Annotated in this window: 20 protein-coding genes; 3 read left to right on the forward strand and 17 right to left on the reverse strand. The window is 36.7% G+C overall.

Annotation, left to right across the window (positions count from 1 at the left end; genetic code table 11):
* Window positions 1–104: 104 nt before the first annotated feature.
* The 3 genes from ybaK to ACEN36_RS06015 all read right to left on the reverse strand — a co-directional run bounded on the left by ybaK (window position 105) and on the right by ACEN36_RS06015 (window position 2,536).
* Window positions 105–602 carry a Cys-tRNA(Pro) deacylase gene (gene ybaK / locus ACEN36_RS06005; protein WP_407096501.1) on the reverse strand — a complete coding sequence of 166 codons (498 nt, stop codon included), beginning with the start codon at window positions 600–602 and terminating at the stop codon, window positions 105–107.
* Between the two features lie 26 nt (window positions 603–628).
* On the reverse strand, window positions 629–1,807 hold the full coding sequence (locus ACEN36_RS06010; RefSeq protein WP_407096502.1) for a class I SAM-dependent rRNA methyltransferase: 1,179 nt from the start codon (window positions 1,805–1,807) through the stop codon (window positions 629–631).
* An 84-nt stretch (window positions 1,808–1,891) separates the two neighbouring features.
* Window positions 1,892–2,536: a VanZ family protein gene (locus ACEN36_RS06015; protein WP_407096504.1), complete on the reverse strand. Its 645-nt coding sequence runs from the start codon at window positions 2,534–2,536 to the stop codon at window positions 1,892–1,894.
* A gap of 324 nt (window positions 2,537–2,860) precedes the next feature.
* Between ACEN36_RS06015 and ACEN36_RS06020 the strand changes: the two genes are divergently transcribed.
* The 3 genes from ACEN36_RS06020 to ACEN36_RS06030 all read left to right on the forward strand — a co-directional run bounded on the left by ACEN36_RS06020 (window position 2,861) and on the right by ACEN36_RS06030 (window position 6,841).
* Entirely contained in the window at window positions 2,861–5,026 is a 2,166-nt protein-coding gene (locus tag ACEN36_RS06020; RefSeq protein WP_407096505.1) for an LTA synthase family protein, read from the forward strand.
* 555 nt (window positions 5,027–5,581) lie between these two features.
* Window positions 5,582–6,223, forward strand: coding sequence for a hypothetical protein (locus tag ACEN36_RS06025; protein ID WP_407096506.1), 642 nt, complete (start codon window positions 5,582–5,584; stop codon window positions 6,221–6,223).
* Between the two features lie 69 nt (window positions 6,224–6,292).
* Window positions 6,293–6,841: a hypothetical protein gene (locus ACEN36_RS06030; RefSeq protein ID WP_407096507.1), complete on the forward strand. Its 549-nt coding sequence runs from the start codon at window positions 6,293–6,295 to the stop codon at window positions 6,839–6,841.
* Between the two features lie 430 nt (window positions 6,842–7,271).
* Here ACEN36_RS06030 and ACEN36_RS06035 read toward each other — a convergent pair whose 3' ends face one another.
* The 14 genes from ACEN36_RS06035 to atpE all read right to left on the reverse strand — a co-directional run bounded on the left by ACEN36_RS06035 (window position 7,272) and on the right by atpE (window position 19,676).
* Complete coding sequence (locus ACEN36_RS06035; RefSeq protein WP_407096537.1) at window positions 7,272–8,702, reverse strand: ATP-binding protein; 1,431 nt, start codon at window positions 8,700–8,702, stop codon at window positions 7,272–7,274.
* Window positions 8,703–8,750: 48 nt separating this feature from the next.
* Entirely contained in the window at window positions 8,751–9,467 is a 717-nt protein-coding gene (locus ACEN36_RS06040) for a response regulator (protein ID WP_407096508.1), read from the reverse strand.
* Window positions 9,468–9,883: 416 nt separating this feature from the next.
* Window positions 9,884–10,288, reverse strand: a complete 405-nt coding sequence (locus tag ACEN36_RS06045; protein ID WP_407096509.1) for a single-stranded DNA-binding protein — start codon at window positions 10,286–10,288, stop codon at window positions 9,884–9,886.
* Between the two features lie 139 nt (window positions 10,289–10,427).
* Window positions 10,428–10,631, reverse strand: coding sequence for a DNA-directed RNA polymerase subunit beta (locus ACEN36_RS06050; RefSeq protein WP_407096510.1), 204 nt, complete (start codon window positions 10,629–10,631; stop codon window positions 10,428–10,430).
* 23 nt (window positions 10,632–10,654) lie between these two features.
* Window positions 10,655–11,647 (reverse strand): rod shape-determining protein, encoded by a 993-nt coding sequence (locus ACEN36_RS06055; RefSeq protein ID WP_407096511.1) that lies wholly within the window; start codon window positions 11,645–11,647, stop codon window positions 10,655–10,657.
* Between the two features lie 245 nt (window positions 11,648–11,892).
* The gene (murA, locus tag ACEN36_RS06060) at window positions 11,893–13,203 is read right to left on the reverse strand and encodes a UDP-N-acetylglucosamine 1-carboxyvinyltransferase (protein ID WP_407096512.1); all 1,311 of its coding nucleotides are present in this window, start codon (window positions 13,201–13,203) and stop codon (window positions 11,893–11,895) included.
* Window positions 13,204–13,357: 154 nt separating this feature from the next.
* Window positions 13,358–13,591, reverse strand: coding sequence for a DUF1146 family protein (locus ACEN36_RS06065; RefSeq protein ID WP_407096513.1), 234 nt, complete (start codon window positions 13,589–13,591; stop codon window positions 13,358–13,360).
* A gap of 247 nt (window positions 13,592–13,838) precedes the next feature.
* Complete coding sequence (locus ACEN36_RS06070; protein WP_407096514.1) at window positions 13,839–14,261, reverse strand: F0F1 ATP synthase subunit epsilon; 423 nt, start codon at window positions 14,259–14,261, stop codon at window positions 13,839–13,841.
* A 70-nt stretch (window positions 14,262–14,331) separates the two neighbouring features.
* Complete coding sequence (atpD, locus tag ACEN36_RS06075; protein ID WP_407096515.1) at window positions 14,332–15,768, reverse strand: F0F1 ATP synthase subunit beta; 1,437 nt, start codon at window positions 15,766–15,768, stop codon at window positions 14,332–14,334.
* Between the two features lie 38 nt (window positions 15,769–15,806).
* Window positions 15,807–16,730, reverse strand: a complete 924-nt coding sequence (locus ACEN36_RS06080; RefSeq protein ID WP_407096516.1) for a F0F1 ATP synthase subunit gamma — start codon at window positions 16,728–16,730, stop codon at window positions 15,807–15,809.
* Between the two features lie 32 nt (window positions 16,731–16,762).
* Window positions 16,763–18,286, reverse strand: coding sequence for a F0F1 ATP synthase subunit alpha (atpA, locus tag ACEN36_RS06085; protein ID WP_407096517.1), 1,524 nt, complete (start codon window positions 18,284–18,286; stop codon window positions 16,763–16,765).
* Window positions 18,287–18,317: 31 nt separating this feature from the next.
* Window positions 18,318–18,857 (reverse strand): ATP synthase F1 subunit delta, encoded by a 540-nt coding sequence (atpH, locus tag ACEN36_RS06090; protein ID WP_407102705.1) that lies wholly within the window; start codon window positions 18,855–18,857, stop codon window positions 18,318–18,320.
* Complete coding sequence (atpF, locus tag ACEN36_RS06095) at window positions 18,844–19,362, reverse strand: F0F1 ATP synthase subunit B (protein WP_407126170.1); 519 nt, start codon at window positions 19,360–19,362, stop codon at window positions 18,844–18,846. The genes atpH and atpF overlap by 14 nt, the downstream gene beginning before the upstream one ends.
* Window positions 19,363–19,463: 101 nt before the next feature.
* Window positions 19,464–19,676, reverse strand: coding sequence for a F0F1 ATP synthase subunit C (gene atpE, locus ACEN36_RS06100; RefSeq protein WP_407096520.1), 213 nt, complete (start codon window positions 19,674–19,676; stop codon window positions 19,464–19,466).
* Window positions 19,677–19,696 lie beyond the last annotated feature (20 nt).

Here is a 19,696-nt window from a genome sequence, read left to right on the forward strand (position 1 = left end):
CAAATGAATAAAAAGAAGCGTTATGTAAGTCATTATTAAAAAGAACTCTAAAGGAGCGATTGCTGGACAATCGCTCCTTTAGAGTTCTTTTTTGCGTGTTCTCTTTATGGATTTACTGCTTCAATTTCAGCAAACACTCCATTTGTAATAGACTTTAAATCACTTGGCGTTAATTCTACTTGCATACCTCTTTTCCCTGCTGAAACAATGATGCTCTCCATATCTTCAGCTAGAATAGATAAATAAGTAGGAAAATCCTTTTTCATGCCTATTGGCGAACAACCGCCTCGTATATAGCCCGTGGTAGCCAGCAAATCATTCATATGAAGCATGACGATTTTTTTATTCCCGCTTGCTTTAGCCAACGCTTTTAAATCAAGTTCACTAGTTCCTGGAATGACAGCTATCACTACTCCTGTCTTATCTCCTACCGTGACCAGTGTTTTAAAAAGTTGTTCTTTAGGGACTGATAATTTTTCCATCGCATCTTTCGCGCTTAAGTGATCTTCACTCCACGGAAAAGTATGCACTTGAAAAGAAACAGCATTCTTTTCAAGTAGTCGAATTGCATTTGTTTTTTGAATTTTTGCTTTCTTTCCCATCCTAAAAACTTCTTTCTATAAAAGAATCAACCTTTTTGGATAATGTACACTTTCAAGTAATTGCCTTCTTTAAAATGTGGATTGACTTTAAAATCTTCTGGAAGAGTATGCTTTTCCAGAATTCTATACCGTGATTCTTTATTCTTAAAGGCTTCATTGATAAAGGACTCAAAACGTTTGGTAGATACTGCAGCAGAGTTTGTAGATGCAATGATTGTACCGCCGTCACTCGTAATATCAATGATATCTTCTAACAACGCTGTATAATTTTTCGCTACACTGAACGTTCTTTTTTTCGAACGGGCAAAGCTGGGTGGATCGACCACTATAGTATCGAAGACCAGTTTTTTACGGACAGCATATTTGAAATAATCAAATACATCCATCACACGAATTTTATGGTTTTCCAAGCTTAACTCGTTTACAGTAAACTGTTCTTCCGTTTTAGGTAAACTGCGCTTCGCTAAATCCACACTAACGGTCTCAACAGCTCCTCCAAGAGCTGCTGCAACTGAAAAAGCACCAGTGTAGCTAAAAGTATTTAACACCCTTCTGCCAACAGAATATTTTTCCATCAGACTGTTGCGGACATGACGCTGATCAAGAAAAATCCCTGTCATCAGTCCATCATCTAAATAAGTCGCATAATGGATTCCGTTTTCTTGAATGATCAATGGTTCTGGAGCTTCTTGACCGGAAACAAATTCTGATAATAGACCGTCTGGACGCTTGTAACGGAATTTTTGATAGATCCCTTTTGCTTCAGGAACTGCTTGTTGGAAAGCTCGATAAATTGCTTGTTGGTGTTCAAAGATACCTTCGCTGTACCAAGAAAAGACGTAGTATTCTTCATATACATCAATGGTCAATCCGCCTAAGCCATCCCCTTCTCCATTAAAGAAACGATAAGCTGTCGTTGTATCATCCGCTTTTAGTGCTTCTCTCACCTCAGCAGCTTGTAAAAATAAGCGCGCGTAAAAATTTTCAGTAATGACTTCATTAGGATTCAATGTTAACACCCAGCCATTTCCTTTATTTTGTGTTGCCAGATAAGCCGTTGCCACAAAGCGATTATTTTGATCGCTTAACTTGACAAGTGTGCCCTCTTTTTCATTCAATGGCTCTACAAAGTCTTCATTGATCAATAATGGGTTGCCTTTCAATACTCGTTGAACAGCTTTTTGTTTTAATTGTAATGTTTTCACTCATAAACCTCATTCCAGTTAATATACTTCTTCTCTTATGCAAAGTATAACTTAAAGTACTTATTTAAACCTCAAGTTACTTTTTTAAACTCGATTCTTTTTTTCATATTTTCTTTTCTTTCGTATCCACTGGATAGCATGAAATAAACCAATTCCAATAAGCGTTCCAACAGTATTAAAAATCAAATCATCGATATCCGGAATACCTGTATCAAAGAAAAACTGCAGTACTTCAATAGATAGTGAGACTAAAAATCCAATAGAGAGCGTTCGAAAAAAAGAATGCTTTTTACTTAATAGATAAGCTGCTCCAAATCCCATGGGCACAAACCAGAGAATATTTCCATAGAGATTATAATAATAAGAAAACATTGACAGACCATTGGTTAACTTGATCGTCTCTACAAAAGGAACCCAATTGATCACGCTCAAAGGCTGCAAATGAATCGACACAGACGATAAGGTCGTTTCCCCACGGAAAACAGTTAAATGGATCAATAAGAGAATATAAAAGACAAAGACATTTAATATCACTTCTCGGCGCATTTTTTTAACTGGCCAACGATCTTGATGGAACCTTAAATAAAGAAATCGACACATCAACCAAACTATGAAGTAGAGCAACGAACGATCTAAACTGAAAAAAATCAGTTCAATCAAATAGAAATGATTGATCCAATCGCCGGCCAAGACTTCTGTAATATCATATAGTTCTTGTAAAAAAATCACTTTAAGCAGAAGCCTCCTTTTTATCAGCACTATTATAACTTATTATAGATACAAGTTTAAGTCTATTCTAATGTCATTTTTTATGCGTTTATAACAGGTTGTTTACCAAATTTTAACATTCTTCTGTGAAGCTTGTTCCCAAAAGATTTATCATACTACTAAAGTCTCAACTTTTCTACTTTTAATTGACTATATTGTGTATTAATTGTAAAATATTTGTTGATGTAAGATCTAAAAAAAACAGAAAAATCAAGGAGTTCAGTACTTGATTTTATTGAAAATGTACATTTATGTTTGAGGCATTTTCAAAAAGGAGGCAACACCGTGTCAAAATTAAAACAATTACTTTCTAAACGACTGGGCTTTTTCACTTTTGCTGTCATTCTCTTCTGGCTAAAAACTTATTTAGTTTACCAGATCGAATTTGAGTTAGGTGTAGAAGGATTGATGCAGGAATTCATCTTATTCATTAATCCTATCGCGACCACAGTCTTGTTATTTTCTATCGCCCTTTACTTTTCCAAGTCTAAGAAAGCTTATACTGCCTTATTCGTTGTTTATTTCTTAACGAGCATGTTATTGTATGCAAACGTCCTTTATTACCGTGAATTCAGTGATTTCTTAACGATTTCTACCATGTTGGGTGCCGGTAAAGTAGCCAACGGGATAGGCGCCAGTGCTTTTGCTTTGTTCCGCCCTCAAGATCTTCTTTATTGGTTAGATTTTGTTGTCCTGATTTTTGTGATGTTCAATAAAAAAATCGGTATTCAAATGGATAACCGTCCAATACTGAAACGCTATGCCGTCGCAATGACTACTTTAGGTGTAACATTATTTGCTGGAAATTTAGCTTTAGCTGAAAGCGACCGTCCACAATTGCTTTTGCGTACATTCGACCGGAATTATATTGTGAAATACCTGGGAATCAACTTCTTTACCGCTTATGATGGTTATCAAACAGCTCAATCGAATCAAATCAAAGCAAGTGCTGATGAATCGGATATGGAATCTGTTCTATCTTATGTCAATGAGCACAATGCTGAACCAAACAGTGAAATGTTTGGAATTGCTAAAGATAGAAATGTGATCTATATCCACTTAGAAAGTTTCCAACAATTTTTGATCAATTACCAATTGGAAGATGAGAATGGTGAAATGCATGAAGTAACACCGTTTATCAACAGTCTTTTTGATAACGAAGACAGTTACAGTTTTGAGAACTTCTTCCATCAAGTAGGACAAGGTAAAACAGCTGATTCAGAAATGTTATTAGAGAATTCATTGTTTGGCTCTTCTCAAGGTGGAGCATTTACACAATATGGTTCTACAAACACTTTCCAATCAGCTTCTCAAATCTTGCGTTCCGAAGAGGACTATACTTCCGCTATGTTCCATGGAAATGTAGGTTCATTCTGGAACCGTGATGACACGTATAAATCTATGGGAATCGATTATTTCTTCGATGACGAATACTATACGTTCACTGAAGAAAATACATTGGAATATGGAATGAAAGATAAAATATTCTTCCAAGAATCGATCCAATATCTAGAACAATTGCCACAACCGTTTTACAGTAAATTTATCACTGTATCTAATCACTTCCCTTATCCTTTAGATGAAGCGAATGCTGATATACCAGCTGCAACAACTGGTGACAATACAATCGATAATTACTTTGTCACAGCTCATTATTTAGATCAAGCGGTTGAAGAGTTCTTCAACTATTTGAAAGAATCAGGATTATATGATAACTCAATGATCATTTTATACGGAGATCATTATGGTATTTCAAACGCACGTAACGAAACATTAGCCCCATTGTTAGGCGAAAATCCTGATGAATGGTCAGGTTATGACAATTCTATGATGCAAAGAGTTCCTGCCATTTACCATATTCCTGGTACTGGCAACGGGGAAGTATTCGATACATTTGGTGGACAAGTTGATATCTTGCCAACTACCCTTCACTTATTAGGAATTGATACAACTGACTATGTATTGATGGGTAATGATTTACTCTCTGCAGATCATGATGAGACAGTTGCCTTTAGAAATGGTGACGTGGTCACTCCTAAATACACTTTAGATGGATCAGTTATTTACGATACAGAAACTGGTGAAGTCATCGCTGAGCCTTCTGAGGAAGTATTGGCGGAAGTGGAAAAAATAAAAGAACAAGCAACTGCACAATTAAGTACGTCAGATAGTATTTTGGAAAGTGACTTGCTCCGTTTCTACACTCCTGAAGGATTGTTAGAAGACGATGTTTCTGATTACAATTACATGAATCAAGCGGATCGTTTAAGACAGCTGAATGAGAACCTTGGTGAAGATTCCACCAGCTTATATCACTTAAACGGAGATCAATCAACTGTTCCGTTGTATAAAACCAATGCACCTGAATTAGCAACAGACGCGCAAGAATCTGTTGATTCAGAACCAACAGGTACAACCGATATGGAAGAAAATACAGCAGAAACTGAATAAAATGTTAGACGGAGATGGGACATTAGTCCTATCTCTTTTTTTTGCTTTATACTAGTTAAACTGGTTCTACAACATTTGACGTTGGTGAGTAGAAAATCCATTTCTTTTTAACTCTAACTCTATTAGAAACTCAGTTCTAGAAATTTATGGAGGAATATGGGGTTGCTTATAGCCATGAAAAGGATGCAATGAGAATTACCCCGAGTTAAGCTTCAGCTTTTACTCGGGGTTTGAAGCTTGCAAGTCTTGAGACGCGGTTTTCGGCTCAAGGCGTTCCCATGGTGTTCCATAAGCAGCCCCATAGGCCGGAAGAAATTTCTTTACCAACGTTAGAAGATGAAGAGCCGTTAAACTGTTTTTCTCCATGCTCTCTTCATACCTTTTTCATATTCTTTCTTTACAATATGAACAGTAGGCTATAGAAAGGGGTATCTAAAAAGTATGAGTCTTATAGGACGTGCAATGAAAAGCATGCGGCATCATCACATAACTACCAGTATGTTATTTATATACAACTTCCTTTTCTTAAGTTGTTTCCTGCTCCTAGGCTGTTTTATGTTGTATTTGCTTACTTCTACAGAACAGCTCGCTAGTTCTGTAGAGACTATCAAAGAATACGATACTTCTCTCTATGCCAAACCTTTTGAAGAACTAATCAGCAAAATAACTCATTTATTTTTAACTATCCAGCCACTTTTCCTCCTGCTCATCTTTATAGGGATGATTAGTATCATTTGTGTTCAGCTCCTCTTATTTCATTTTCGCAAGCAAGAATACCGCTCTTATTTATTGCTTAATGAACCATCCAGTAAGTTATGCTGTCAAATCACGTTGGAACAATTGATGGTGTTAAATGCAGCGCTGGTGTGTCTATTTATTCTATATATCTTTTTCCAATCTCAGTTGTTTGATTTCCTTTCCAGAGTTGAAAACTCTATTCTACTTGATCATGCAACTCAGACAGAAGTCATGACCATTCAATCAACTCCTGAACCCAATTCAATTATCAACGGACATGGATTTACCCGTTTTCACATACGTCCTTTCTTAGTCAGCTCTAAAAATGAACATTTATTTACGTTAGCTGTTCGACATCAATTCCCTATCATTGCGCTCTTTTTAAATGCTATTTCTTTTTGCCTCATCTATTTTTCAAATTATGTTATTTTTTATGTAACAACTAAAAAACGCTTCTGACTCTCTGTAGTTGTTTTTTTTATTGCCTTACCAATGGCTATTCGTTAAATCATATAAGGAGTGTCTTTTATGCAAAAAAAGAATCGTGACCGGCAAGATAAGCTCTATCAATTAAATCCGCAATTGTACTCCCTTTCGTCTGTAAATTACTCTTTTCAAGATCTCTTGAATTTGTTTAAACAGCATCTGGGCGATTATCCTGGAACATTGCTTCAAAAGCCTGTGGCGGTAGAATATTTAAGTCTAAAAGAAAATATTTTATTGGCTTATTCAATCGCTGATCCAAAGAATAAACACAAAGAACAAATTATTGAAGATACTTTTGAAAAATCAGGTATTGATTTAAACCATTTATCTTCCATTCCTCTTGCTGATCTTCCGCTTGAAACGATTTTAAAGGTGCAATTGGTGACTCATTTTCTTTGCCAAACTAAAATTATTTTATTGGATAATTGGATCGCTAAATTACCAGAAAAGGATATGAAAGAAGTGACGCTGTTTTTGAAACATGTTTGTCGGCAACAAGGATGTGCGATTTTGATTTATACATCCAATAATACGGTTATGAAACAATGTGATGAAACTATTTACCTAGACTCTTTTTTATCCGTATCTTAGATTCTGATGGTTATTCCAATGCACTATTATCTCTACGTCAAAGAAGAACGAGTCAATTTTAACTATATTCAAAATTGACTAGCAGATTCGAAAAAGCAGAAGATTGGATGGTTATTTCATTCACTCTTCTGCTTTTTACATTATTTTCATGCAACTTTATTTGAGCAGACCTTAATGAGGCACGCTTTTTATTCAATCCGCTAACTCAAGGCAATCTTCTACTGGCTATATTGATATAATCCATACATAAAAAAGACCCTTTCTCCAAATTTAAAGGAATTAACCATCAAAATTTGGGAATGAGTCTTTTTAAACGTGGTTTCTCCCCGCTCTTTCTATTTCCTATTTCACTACGCCAGTAGGAAACTGGATAACTGTCTTAGTTGACTATGTTTTATCCGAGTTACTTTTTTTGTAAAAATACATCTGATTATTTTTCTGGCGTATTCAACTTAGATTTAGCTGGAAAAATAATCGTGAAAGTACTGCCTTTTCCGACTTCACTTTTTACAGAGATTTTTCCTCCATGCAATTGAACTAATTGATGGACGATAGCTAATCCTAGACCAGATTCTCCATATTTAGTACTCTTTCTGGAGGCGTCTGCTTTATAGTACCGTTCCCATATATTCCGAACTTCCTCTTCAGTCATGCCGATTCCAGTATCTGTAATAGTGATGATACTGCCCTCTAAATCTTTTTCAGCAGTAATGGTTATTAACCCATTCTCTGTAAATTGAATAGCATTTTGTACTAAATTGACTACGATTTGTACGAATCGGTCATAATCTGCATAGAACTCTAATTCTTCAGAACAACTAAATTGAAGTTGATTATTAGCCGACTGCGCTTTGCCTTTTAACTGTTCGACGATGGTTTCTAAAGCATTGTATGCATTAAATGATTGCTTTCTTAAATAAATTTGATTGGAACGGATTTTTTCGTAATCCAGATTCTCATTTACTAAGCGAATCAAGCGACGTGTTTCATTTTGCATCAACTGTAAACTTCTTGTCTTTTGATTTTCTGGAATCATGTCATGTTCCAGCCCTTCCAACAGGCCATTGATCGTTGTTAAAGGTGTTCGCATCTCATGAGCAGCATCGGCCATAAATTGCCTTCTCCGATCTTCTTGACGCTCAATCTCTTGCTGAGACTCTTTCAATGAGCGAGCCATGCTATTAAAGTCTTTTGCTAAATCATCGAATTCATCTTGTCCACTACTTTCTAAATGAACCTCAAAATCCCCTTTTGCTACACGGTGAGTTGCATTTCTTAGTCGATTGATACGTCCTACTTGATAACGAGTAAACAATAAAGCAATCACAATCGCACCTAAAGAAGAGATCACAAACGCTGTAAAGAGATTGCTGCGCATTTCTCTTAAATTTTCTTCAATCCCGCTAATTGGAGAGCTGATTCCTATAAAACCAGCAAAGTCTCCATTCGTTTGAGAAAAGAACGGTAAATAAACCAAAGCAATTTCGACTTGGTTACCGAAAAAATCTTTATCCTGAATAGTTAACGTGATTCTCTCTCCATTTTTCAACTGTGCAAAGTTTTCATCGGAGATTCCACTGGAATATGAAACTGCAGTTGATGGATAAGCCATTTGGTTTTCACTGTTAAAAACCGTGACAACGACCTCTTGATTCTGCAAAACAAATTGAGCATCTTCCAGTTGGTCCTCTTGTAAATCTCCGTCCACAAGAGCTTCTGCGTAACCGAATAGCAGCTCTTCTGTATCATGATAAGTAGAGTTACGGGTAAATTCCAGAAAAATAACTGTCATAATAATCAATAGTGTGATCATCACTACAAAAAAGGCCAGCATTTGTTGGTAAAAATATTTTATTTTCATCAATCATCCAACCTCCTCGTTCGACAGTCTTTCGCCACTCGGAATAAATTAAACACTGATTTCTGAATCATCAAATTTATACCCTACTCCCCATACGGTTTGAATGACTTGAGGTCCATTTTTATCAATTTTCTGACGCAACTTCTTGATATGAGCATCGACCGTTCTTTCGTCTCCAAAATATTCGTAATCCCAAACGATTGCTAGTAACTGCTCTCTTGAGAAAACTTGTTTGGGACTCGTTGCCATTGTATAAAGCAATTCAAATTCTTTCGGAGTCAGCCCATCAATTGGTTTGTCGTATAAAAAAGCTTCTCTTGTCTTCTTATTGATTTTTAAATACGTTGTTTCGATCTCAAATTCTGAAGAAGTACTTTTTTCAGCTTCTTCCATGCCTAAATCGGCTCTTCTGTGCAAAGCTTTTATACGAGCAATAAGTGTTAAGGGACTAAAAGGTTTTGTAACGTAATCATCTGCTCCCATTTCCAAGCCAATAACTTGGTCGCTTTCAGTATCTTTAGCTGTCAGCATGATAATAGGCACAGACACAGACACTTTGCGTATTTCACGGCAGATCTGCATCCCGTCCATGCTAGGTAAGTTTAAATCTAAAATCACCAAATCCCATTGGTCTTTTTCCTGCATGAACTTTTCAAGACCCTCTTTTCCATCTTGTATAAAATCAGCTTGCCAGTTTTCTTTTTGGAAAAACATATCCATCATTTCACCTACAGATGGGTTGTCCTCAATCATTAAAATTTTCAAAATATCCCCTCTTCCATCCCGCTTTCTTTCCATTATACTCTATTTTCAAGGACTTCTAAAGAAACATATCACAAACAATCAATGGATTTAAAAGAGTTTTTTCAATAAAAGATATCTTTTTAAAAAACTTTTGTTATAGTATGGTAGTATTTGAAATCGTTTCAGTAGGAATGTCTATGAAATATTTAAGTGGTGTAACCGCACTTTGCTGCGTTTTTTAGATGCACATTTACCTTGTGAGATAAATCAAATCTTCTTCTATGTTTATCCAGTTATTTTATTTTCAGTAGCATTTTATTCTTTCTACTTTTTTTAAGAACAAAAGATATAAACTCACTCTACTCAGCTATACTTTCATAAATAAAGAGGAACGAGATTTTACACTCGCTCCTCTTCAGTCACTTCAGCATCCGTTTTTAGTTTCCAACATTTGCAGCTGCTGCATTTTCAGTCGTTTGAAGTACAGGTATATTGGGTACTTGGACCGGCTGACTTGTTTCTTCTTTTGGTTTATTGGATAAAAATTGAACTGTATTCACTACCATCTCGACAACGTAAATAGTTTCATTTTCTTTATTCAGATAGGACCTTGATTGCATCCTCCCTGTTAAGCCAATGAGATTTCCTTTTTTACAATACTGATGCAGTAAAACAGCTGTCTTATTCCAAGCTACGATCGGAATAAAATCGGTATCTTGCCCACTATCTTTTTTAAACGCCATGGGGATAGCTATGGTATTATTAACCACCTGTTTTCCCTCTCCTAATTCTTTCAACTCAATATCTCTCACTATTCTTCCTATCACACTGACTTGATTCATATGAACCCTCCTATTTTTTTATAGATAGTATAATATAGGCAAAAAAAGTCAGATTCGTTAATTTATCTAAAAAAAAAAGACCTTATACACACTTAACTCGGAAGGTAAGTATATCTAAGATCAGATTTAGGTTTTTACGTTAATTAAGGATAGTGGGGCTTTTAAAGTAATTAAAAATGTTTTCCCAAATAGCCGGATCAAAAACTCCAGCCGGTTCGCCATCTCCGAGTACTCCATATCCAACCATTGCTCCAATAACAAACGCCAGGACGATTAATACAATGACAAGCATGATTTTTAACACAAAAGACAACGTATTGATTAAAATTTTCTTCTTAGTCATTGTTCCACCTCTTTAGCACAAATTTAAAATCTACGGTTCTTTTTAGACATATTTTCCAAAAGAATTCCTGTTCCTAATGCAACAGAATCCAACGGATGTTCAGCAGTAAATACAGGAACTTTTAATTCTTCAGTAAATAACTGTTCAATACCATCCAGTAAAGCTCCACCACCAGTTAAAATGATTCCGCGGTCAATAATATCTGCAGATAATTCTGGAGGAGTTTGTTCTAGCACTACTTTAGCTACTTCAACAATTTGCATCATTGGATCTGCTGTCGCTATTTGCACTTCATTAGAAGTGATCGTTATCGTTCTAGGTAAACCAGAAACCATGTCACGTCCACGAACTTCCATTGAATCTTCGCGACGTCCTTTAAAGACAGTTCCGATTTCTTTTTTGATCGTTTCAGCAGTACGTTCACCGATCAATAATTTGTGAGTTTTTTTCACGTATTGAATGATCTCATTATCTAATGTATCACCGGCAACTTTTATAGAACGGCTTGTAACAATCCCGCCCATTGACAATACCGCTATATCACTTGTACCGCCACCGATATCAATGACCATATTTCCGCTTGGTTGGAAAATATCCATTCCAGCACCAATAGCTGCTACTTTAGGTTCTTCTTCTAAGAACACATTTTTACCGCCGCTTTTTTCAGCTGCTTCAATGATCGCTTTTTGCTCGATCGCAGTAATGTTTGTTGGACAGCAAATTAAAATATTCGGTTTTGATAAAAATCCTTTTACATTCAATTTATCAATAAAGTGAGTCAGCATTGCTTCTGTAGTATCAAAATCAGCTATAACGCCGCCTTCTAATGGACGAATAGCTTTTATGTTTCCAGGTGTACGTCCCACCATTAAGTACGCTTCTTCTCCGACTGCTAATACTTTCTTAGTCATTACATCAATAGCAACAACTGAAGGCTCGTTTAAAACGATTCCTTTTCCTTTTACATGTATTAATACATTGGCAGTACCTAAATCTATTCCAATATCTTTAGCCATTTGTTTTGTTCTCCTCTCAGGCCATTATTAACCATGGTGACAATAGTAAATGTAACCATCTAACAAATTATAGCACAAAACAATTTAATAGGAAAAGACGTTTTGAAATTTATTGTAAATGTAATACTACTGTACCACTTTTGTCCCTGAGAAGAGCGTAAAAACGACAATGATCAGCATTCACCTCAACATTATCGTTTTTATTTTTTCTTCATTTAATCAATCATATAAAACAAGAATTGATTCTATACGAATAAGTCGGATAATTCTTTTTCTGTATTTTCACTCGAAATAGAATCATCTACACGGATAACATCTCCGCTTAATTGTTTCAGTTTTTGATGGAATTGATAATAGCCGCGATCTAAGTGTTCCAAGTGAGTTACTGTTGTATATCCTTTAGAGACTAACCCAGCAAGGATCAAAGCTGCAGCTGCTCTTAAATCGGTAGCAGAAACCTCTGCTCCTTGTAATGCTGCGCTTCCTGAGATAATGACCGTCTGTCCTTCTACTTTGAAGTCAGCGTCCATACGACGTAATTCTTCCATGTGCATGAAGCGGTTTTCGAATACTGTTTCTTTCATGACACTTGTACCTTGTGCAAGAACTTGGGCTACAGACATTTGTGCCTGCATATCTGTTGGAAATCCAGGGTGAGGCATAGTTTTTACATCCGTAGCTTTTAACACTTTAGGGCCCATAACACGCATTCCTTTTGATTTCATCTCAAAAGCAACGCCCATTTCTTTTAATTTTGAAATCAAAGGTTTGTTGTGCTCTGGAATCGCATCTTCAATAAAGACATCTCCATTTGTGATAGCAGCCGCTACCATGAACGTACCTGCTTCAATACGATCAGGAATGATACTGTGAGTTGCTGAATGTAATTCTTTTGTCCCCTCGATACGAATCGTTTCGGTACCGGCGCCAACAACTTTAGCTCCCATACGATTTAAGAAAATAGCTAAATCCACTATTTCAGGCTCACGTGCTACGTTTTCGATAGTCGTTACTCCTTCTGCTAAAGTAGCTGCCATCATAATATTTTGAGTAGCTCCAACACTAGGAAAATCTAAGTAAATATGAGCTCCATGTAATTGATCAGCAAAAGCTTCAATATAGCCGCTCTCAATGTTGATTTTAGCCCCCATTGCTTCAAAGCCTTTTAAATGCAGATCAATCGGTCTTGTTCCAATTGCGCATCCTCCTGGCAAAGCTACCTTTGCGTGCCCTAAACGAGCTAATAAAGGCCCCATTACGACAATAGAAGCGCGCATTTTACTCATGTACTCAAAAGGAGCTTCAAAATTCAATCCCTTTGTAGCATCTAAGCTAATTTCTTTTTTATCTTGGTTAAAATCAACCTCTAAGTTTAAGTGTCTCAATACTTGGTTTAAAGTGAATATGTCTGATAAGATAGGAACATTGGTTAATTTAGTTTGGCCTTCACTTGCTAAGATAGAAGCAGCTAAAATGGGTAATACAGCGTTTTTTGCGCCTTCAACCTTAACAGTACCCTCGAGGCGTTTGCCTCCTCGAACAATAATTTTTTCCATTTTTATATCCCTCCGAATATGAGTTGCTTTCCGGATTTCTCTAGAAATTAATTCTAGAACCAAAACAAATCCATACAACTTTGTGCATTATAGCATAAGCAAATTGTAGAAAACAATTGAAATCAGCATTTGTCATAAAGTTATCACGACTTGATTATTCAAGAAGAAAGAGTAAATTTTGCGAAGATAAAATAAATTCAATAAAAAATGTACTCACTAAATAGCCAATAGCAATTGAAACCAATAGATAAAGTACTTTTGCTTGACTGACATGATACTTTCGTATGATTTTTTCTACACGAACAGCTTGCAGTGCCCAAAAAGTCAATAATATAAAAAATATATGGGATATTAATGTGCCAGCTGCTTGAATACCAATAAAGTTCATTCCTCATCTACCTCTCTCTTCTTACAAATAGTAACACAATTGTAATCTTTTTACATGAAACTTGTTTGTGATAACGTTATCAATAGCATTTTTTTAATCCATTTACATTAAATTCTAATAAATTTAGTCTGTTCTCTTTCCTTTTGCCCGTCTATATAGGTAATTTGCATTTCCCTAACTATCTTACTACATAAAAGCAAAAAAAACGGCCAAAAAGGATTTCCTTTTTGGCCGTTTTTGAGATTAGCTACAATCTTTTATTTTTCGATACATTGATCCGATTAAGTGCTTTGTGCAGAGAAATCGAAGCACGTTTATAATCTTGATTGGATTTAATCCCCGATAAACGTTGCATATTTTCTTCAGCACGGTGTTTTTCTTCAAAGGCTCTCTCGATATCAATATCACGGGCTCTTTCAGCACTATCTGCTACAATAGAGCAAATATTATTTCTAACTTCCAGTACTCCGCCATTTACAGCTACCCAGTCCTCTGTATCAATGGATATTCGCTTTATACGAACAGCATGAATGGCTAACGGAACAATGATAGGAGTATGGTTAGGTAAAATACTGATGTCTCCATCTACTGCTCTAGCACTTACCATAGAAGCTCTGTGATCATATATAACTCCTGATGGCGCGACTATTTGCACACGTAATTCCGCCATTCGTCATTCCTCCTCTTGAAAAGCACTTATTTAAGAGTAATCCCTCAATCAGTGCTTTTGCTTTAGTGGATTAGTATTTCATTTTTTCTGCTTTTTTAACTGCTTCTTCGATTCTTCCCACATTTCGGAAAGCATCTTCTGGAAGATCATCATAACGTCCATCTAAAATTTCTTTAAACCCTTTAACTGTTTCAGCTACAGGTACATAAGAACCAGGTAACCCTGTAAAAGCTTCAGCTACATGAAAGTTTTGAGACAAGAACAATTGAACTCTTCGTGCTCTGGATACAACGATTTTTTCGTGATCCGATAATTCATCCATACCTAAAATAGCAATAATATCTTGCAATTCTTGGTAGCGTTGCAGCGTATGTTGGACTTCTGTGGCGACCTCATAATGTTCCTCTCCTACAATTTCTGGAGAAAGAGCACTTGATGAAGACGCTAATGGATCAACTGCCGGATAGATTCCTTGTTCAGTTAATCGACGTTCTAAGTTTGTTGTAGCATCCAAGTGGGCAAAAGTCGTTGCTGGGGCGGGGTCAGTATAATCATCCGCAGGCACATAAATAGCTTGAATAGAAGTAATCGACCCTCTTGTTGTAGAAGTGATCCGTTCTTGCAATTGTCCCATCTCAGTTGCCAATGTTGGTTGATAACCAACAGCTGAAGGCATACGGCCAAGCAAAGCAGAAACTTCCGAACCAGCTTGTGTAAATCGATAAATATTATCAATAAAGAGCAAAACATCTTGACCAGCTTCATCTCTAAAGTACTCTGCCATTGTCAAACCTGTTAAAGCTACCCGCATCCGTGCACCAGGCGGCTCATTCATTTGACCAAACACCATAGCTGTACGTTTGATAACCCCAGAATCGATCATTTCAAAATAAAGATCATTTCCTTCACGTGTTCGTTCTCCTACTCCAGCAAAAACAGAAATTCCGCCGTGTTCTTCGGAGATATTGTGAATCAATTCTTGGATCAACACTGTTTTCCCAACACCAGCTCCACCGAATAATCCAATTTTCCCACCTTTTAAATAAGGCGCAAGTAAATCAATAACTTTGATCCCCGTTTCCAAAATAGATGTGCTGGCTTCTAATTCATTAAAAGAAGGAGCTGTCCGGTGAATTGGATCTCGTCTAGTATCTTCACTAAAAGGTTCTTTTTGATCAATTGGTTCTCCTAGAACATTGAACATACGGCCCAATGTCTCTTCCCCAACAGGTACAGAAATTGGGCTGCCAGTACTTTTCACCCTCATTCCTCTTTGTAATCCGTCAGTAGATTCCATTGCGATAGTACGTACTACTCCATTCCCAAGTTGCAAAGAAACTTCTAGAATGACTGTTTCTTCTTGAGAAGAGCCCGAATTGTTGCTTGACTGTTCATCGGTTCCTGCTTCAACTACTAAAGCATAGTTGATTTCAGGAAGAGTTCCGTTTAATGGGAATTCTACATCGACAACCGGACCAATTACTTGCACAATATGACCAGTACTCATTCCTCTTCCTCCCATTCACTTACCGTGTAATTCATTTTTTATTTTAATCCTTCAGTTCCGCCTATAATTTCGGTAATCTCTTCAGTTATAGCGGCTTGTCTAGCACGATTGTATTTAATCGATAAGTCATCGATAATTTTTTTCGCGTTGTCTGTTGCACCTTTCATGGCCGTCATACGTGCGGCATGCTCAGCTGTTTTAGCATCTAAAATAGCCCCATAAAGTAAACTTTCAGCATATTGCGGCAACAGTAAATCTAATATTTCTTCCTTGGAAGGCTCATAAATATAATCTTGTTCAAATTCTAATTTATCAGCTTCTGAAACATCTAAGTCTGTTAAGGGCAATATTTTTTCGGCTCTGTATTGGAATGTAATCGTATTTACATGATGATTGTAGCAAAGATACAACTCATCAAAGACTTCGTTTTTATACATTTCTACAATTTGACGAGCCACTGCTCGTATTTCATCAAATGCAGGCTGATCACTCAAGTTGTCTAACTCATAAACAACATTCATGCCCCGATTTTTAAAGAATTCAGCAGCTGTTCGACCAATAGCCATAAAAATGTACTCATCGGGAGACTGATGGTCTCGTTGGATCATATCGATCGTCGTTTTAATTACTGAACTGTTGTAAGCTCCAGCTAAACCAGTATCCGAGCTGATGATGATGTAGCCTGTTTTTTTAACTGGTCGTTCAATCAACATATCATGAAAATTAATGTTCGAAGGAGAATTCGTACCAATAAGGTCGGAATCCTCCAATAACGCTAATTGCGTTTGTGCTAGGTGAACGACCATTTCTCTAACTTTAGAAGAATAAACTTGAAACCCCTTATTGAGCTGTTCTTGTTTACCCAACTTTGCTGCTGAGACCATTTGCATAGCCTTGGTGATATTGCTTGTTTTCTTCGTTGATTGAATACGTTTTTTAATATCTTGTAAGGATTCTGCCACTTTTATTCACCGCCTTAACTTAGGATCCTCTTTTAGCGATTGATGTCAGTATAAGTTGCGTTAAACGCTGTATTGAATTCTGAAAGGACCGCATCTAATTCCTCTTCAGCAGGGAGATCTTTTGTTTCTTGTATTTCTGTTAGGATTTCGTTGTGCTGATTATCCAAAAATACATACAATTGCTTTTCATAGCTTCTTAGTGAACGTACAGGAATTGAATCAAGGAATCCATGTGTCAAAGCATAAAAAATAATGACTTGTTTTTCAACTGGAATTGGATTATGCAAATCTTGTTTTAATACTTCTACTGTTCTTTGTCCACGATTTAATTTTGCTTGCGTAGCTGCATCTAAATCAGATCCGAATTGAGTAAAAGACTCTAATTCTCTATAGCTCGCTAAATCCAGACGCAAAGTACCAGAGACTTTTTTCATCGCTTTGATTTGAGCCGATCCCCCCACACGAGATACCGATAAGCCAGCTGCTATAGCAGGTCTTACTCCAGAATAGAACAATTCATTTTCCAAGAAAATCTGTCCATCTGTAATCGAGATTACGTTGGTTGGAATATAAGCTGAAATATCTCCTGCTTGTGTTTCTACGAAAGGAATAGCTGTCATAGAACCGCCACCCAAAGCGTCGCTTAGTTTTGCTGCTCTTTCTAATAGACGAGAGTGCAAGTAAAAGACATCTCCAGGATAAGCTTCACGACCTGGCGGACGACGCAACAGCAAAGAAAGTTCTCGATAGGCCGCTGCTTGTTTACTTAAATCATCAAATACGATCAAAACGTGTTTTCCATTGTACATAAACTCTTCACCCATTGCTAAACCTGAGTAAGGCGCAATGTAAAGTAAAGGTGCAGGTTGCGAAGCACTAGCTGTTACGATAATTGTGTATTCTAAAGCACCATAACGTTTCAACGTTTCTACTTGAGACCGTACAGTAGATTCTTTTTGACCGATAGCTACATAAATACAAATAGTGTCTTTACCTTTTTGATTTAAGATAGTATCGATAGCTAAACTGGTTTTACCCGTTTTACGGTCACCGATAACCAATTCACGTTGGCCTCTTCCAATAGGAACAAGGGCATCAATAGCTTTGATACCTGTTTGTAAAGGTTCTTTAACGGATTGACGCTGCATTACTCCAGGAGCTTCTGTTTCAACTTCACGGGTTTGAGAAGTTTGAATATCCCCAAGGCCGTCAACAGGTTGTCCTAGCGGATTGACAACACGGCCAATAAGTTCTTCCCCTACTGGAACTTCCATGATACGGCCAGTACGTTTTACTTTATCGCCTTCACGAATTCCGTCAAACGCACCTAGTATAATAATCCCTACGTCATCTACTTCTAAGTTTTGAGCCATTCCGTAAACACCATTTGCAAATTCTACAAGTTCACCTGACATCACGTTTTTCAACCCAAACGCACGAGCAATTCCGTCTCCGACATAACTAACTGTTCCGACTTCATCAATAACCAACTCATTGCTGTAACCTTCAATTTGATTTTTTATCAACATACTAATTTCTTCAGCTTTCTTGCCCATTTACTTCTCACCTCTTTAAAGTCATTCTAGATCAAAGAATTTGTTTTTTTAATTTTTCAAAATTAAAGCGCACACTGCCATCAATAACTTGATCTTCCGTTTCGATAATAACGCCGCCCAAAATTTCAGGCTTCACAAATTCATTGAAAATAACTTTTTTTGCTTTCATTTTTTTAGCAAAAGCATCCGTTAAACGTTGTTTTTGTTCTTCTGTTAAAGGAACCGCAGTAGTTACTTTTGCGACTACTGTTCGATTATGGTAGTCATAAATTTTTTCAAATTCATTCACAATATGATTTAATCCACTCATCAGCTGATAATCATAGATAGTGTGGACAAAACTTTTTGTTAATTCAGTAAAGTTCTGCAAAAGATCGTGCATCACCTGCTCTTTATTTGCTTTTTCAATAGCTTTATTATCAAAAAACGCTCCTAAATCAGGGTTATTCTGCAAAATCTGACGAACATCCATCATATTGTCAAAAACAACATTCAATTGTCCTTTTTCTCGAGCATCCTCATAAAAAGCTCGTGCTAATTGTCCATCATCCATATTCCTATTCAGTTTCATTTGAATCAGCCAACCTTTCGATAAATTCATCGACTAATTGAGCATGGGTTTGGCCATCAATTTCTTTTCCGATCAATTTTTCAGCTATTTGAAGAGATAATTGACTAATTTCACTTTTTGCTTCATCAAGTGCTCTTTGTCTCTCAAACTCGACGTCCATTTTAGCTTGCTTTTTCATTTGAGCAATAGACTGTTTCGTTTCTTCAAGTAAGTCTTTTTCGATTTTGGCTGCATTCGTTTGTGCTTGTTCAATAATGATTGCTGATTCTTTTTGCATATCTGCTAATTTATTTTGTTGTTCCGTTGCTAGGCGGCTAGCTTCTTCTTTGGCATTTTTTGCATTATCCAAATCATTGGCTATCGTTTCTGAACGCTTTTCCATCATTTCAGTAACTGGTTTCCATGCGAATTTCTTCAATAATAGTAATAAAATTAAGAAAGAAATAAGTACTACCAGTGTGTTACCCGCACTAGTAGCAGCGCCTAAAGCTAATTGGTTGAACATTCCTTGTTGCTCCTCCCATTTTACCCAAATATTTACATAAGCTTCGTCTCTTCCTTCGACAATCAAAGTTATTTAGATGGTTACTTTTTTCTATACACTTATTATTGAAATACAAGGATAAACGCAATAACAACGCCCATGATTGGAATCGCCTCTACTAAACCAACACCGATATACATTAATGTTTGTAGTTCACCCTTCATTTCTGGTTGACGTGCGATAGACTCTACTGTTTTTGAAATGACACGACTTGATCCAAGTGCCGCTCCTATTGCTGCTCCTGCTACTGCAATTGCTGCTCCGATTAAACCCATTATAATTTCCTCCTTGTTTG

Origin of the sequence: Desemzia sp. FAM 23989 (genome assembly GCF_045528345.1) — a bacterium.
Classification (GTDB): Bacteria; Bacillota; Bacilli; order Lactobacillales; family Carnobacteriaceae; genus Desemzia.

What these genes read in the sequence shown, in the direction of transcription:
- ybaK (WP_407096501.1), bottom strand. Translation starts at nt 602, where the DNA reads ATGGGAAAGAAAGCAAAAATTCAAAAAACAAATGCAATTCGACTACTT.
- ACEN36_RS06025 (WP_407096506.1), top strand. Translation starts at nt 5,582, where the DNA reads ATGTTGTATTTGCTTACTTCTACAGAACAGCTCGCTAGTTCTGTAGAG.
- ACEN36_RS06030 (WP_407096507.1), top strand. Translation starts at nt 6,293, where the DNA reads ATGCAAAAAAAGAATCGTGACCGGCAAGATAAGCTCTATCAATTAAAT.
- ACEN36_RS06035 (WP_407096537.1), bottom strand. Translation starts at nt 8,702, where the DNA reads ATGAAAATAAAATATTTTTACCAACAAATGCTGGCCTTTTTTGTAGTG.
- ACEN36_RS06045 (WP_407096509.1), bottom strand. Translation starts at nt 10,288, where the DNA reads ATGAATCAAGTCAGTGTGATAGGAAGAATAGTGAGAGATATTGAGTTG.
- ACEN36_RS06050 (WP_407096510.1), bottom strand. Translation starts at nt 10,631, where the DNA reads ATGACTAAGAAGAAAATTTTAATCAATACGTTGTCTTTTGTGTTAAAA.
- ACEN36_RS06055 (WP_407096511.1), bottom strand. Translation starts at nt 11,647, where the DNA reads ATGGCTAAAGATATTGGAATAGATTTAGGTACTGCCAATGTATTAATA.
- murA (WP_407096512.1), bottom strand. Translation starts at nt 13,203, where the DNA reads ATGGAAAAAATTATTGTTCGAGGAGGCAAACGCCTCGAGGGTACTGTT.
- ACEN36_RS06065 (WP_407096513.1), bottom strand. Translation starts at nt 13,591, where the DNA reads ATGAACTTTATTGGTATTCAAGCAGCTGGCACATTAATATCCCATATA.
- ACEN36_RS06070 (WP_407096514.1), bottom strand. Translation starts at nt 14,261, where the DNA reads ATGGCGGAATTACGTGTGCAAATAGTCGCGCCATCAGGAGTTATATAT.
- atpD (WP_407096515.1), bottom strand. Translation starts at nt 15,768, where the DNA reads ATGAGTACTGGTCATATTGTGCAAGTAATTGGTCCGGTTGTCGATGTA.
- atpA (WP_407096517.1), bottom strand. Translation starts at nt 18,286, where the DNA reads ATGGGCAAGAAAGCTGAAGAAATTAGTATGTTGATAAAAAATCAAATT.
- atpH (WP_407102705.1), bottom strand. Translation starts at nt 18,857, where the DNA reads ATGAAACTGAATAGGAATATGGATGATGGACAATTAGCACGAGCTTTT.
- atpF (WP_407126170.1), bottom strand. Translation starts at nt 19,362, where the DNA reads ATGTTCAACCAATTAGCTTTAGGCGCTGCTACTAGTGCGGGTAACACA.
- atpE (WP_407096520.1), bottom strand. Translation starts at nt 19,676, where the DNA reads ATGGGTTTAATCGGAGCAGCAATTGCAGTAGCAGGAGCAGCAATAGGA.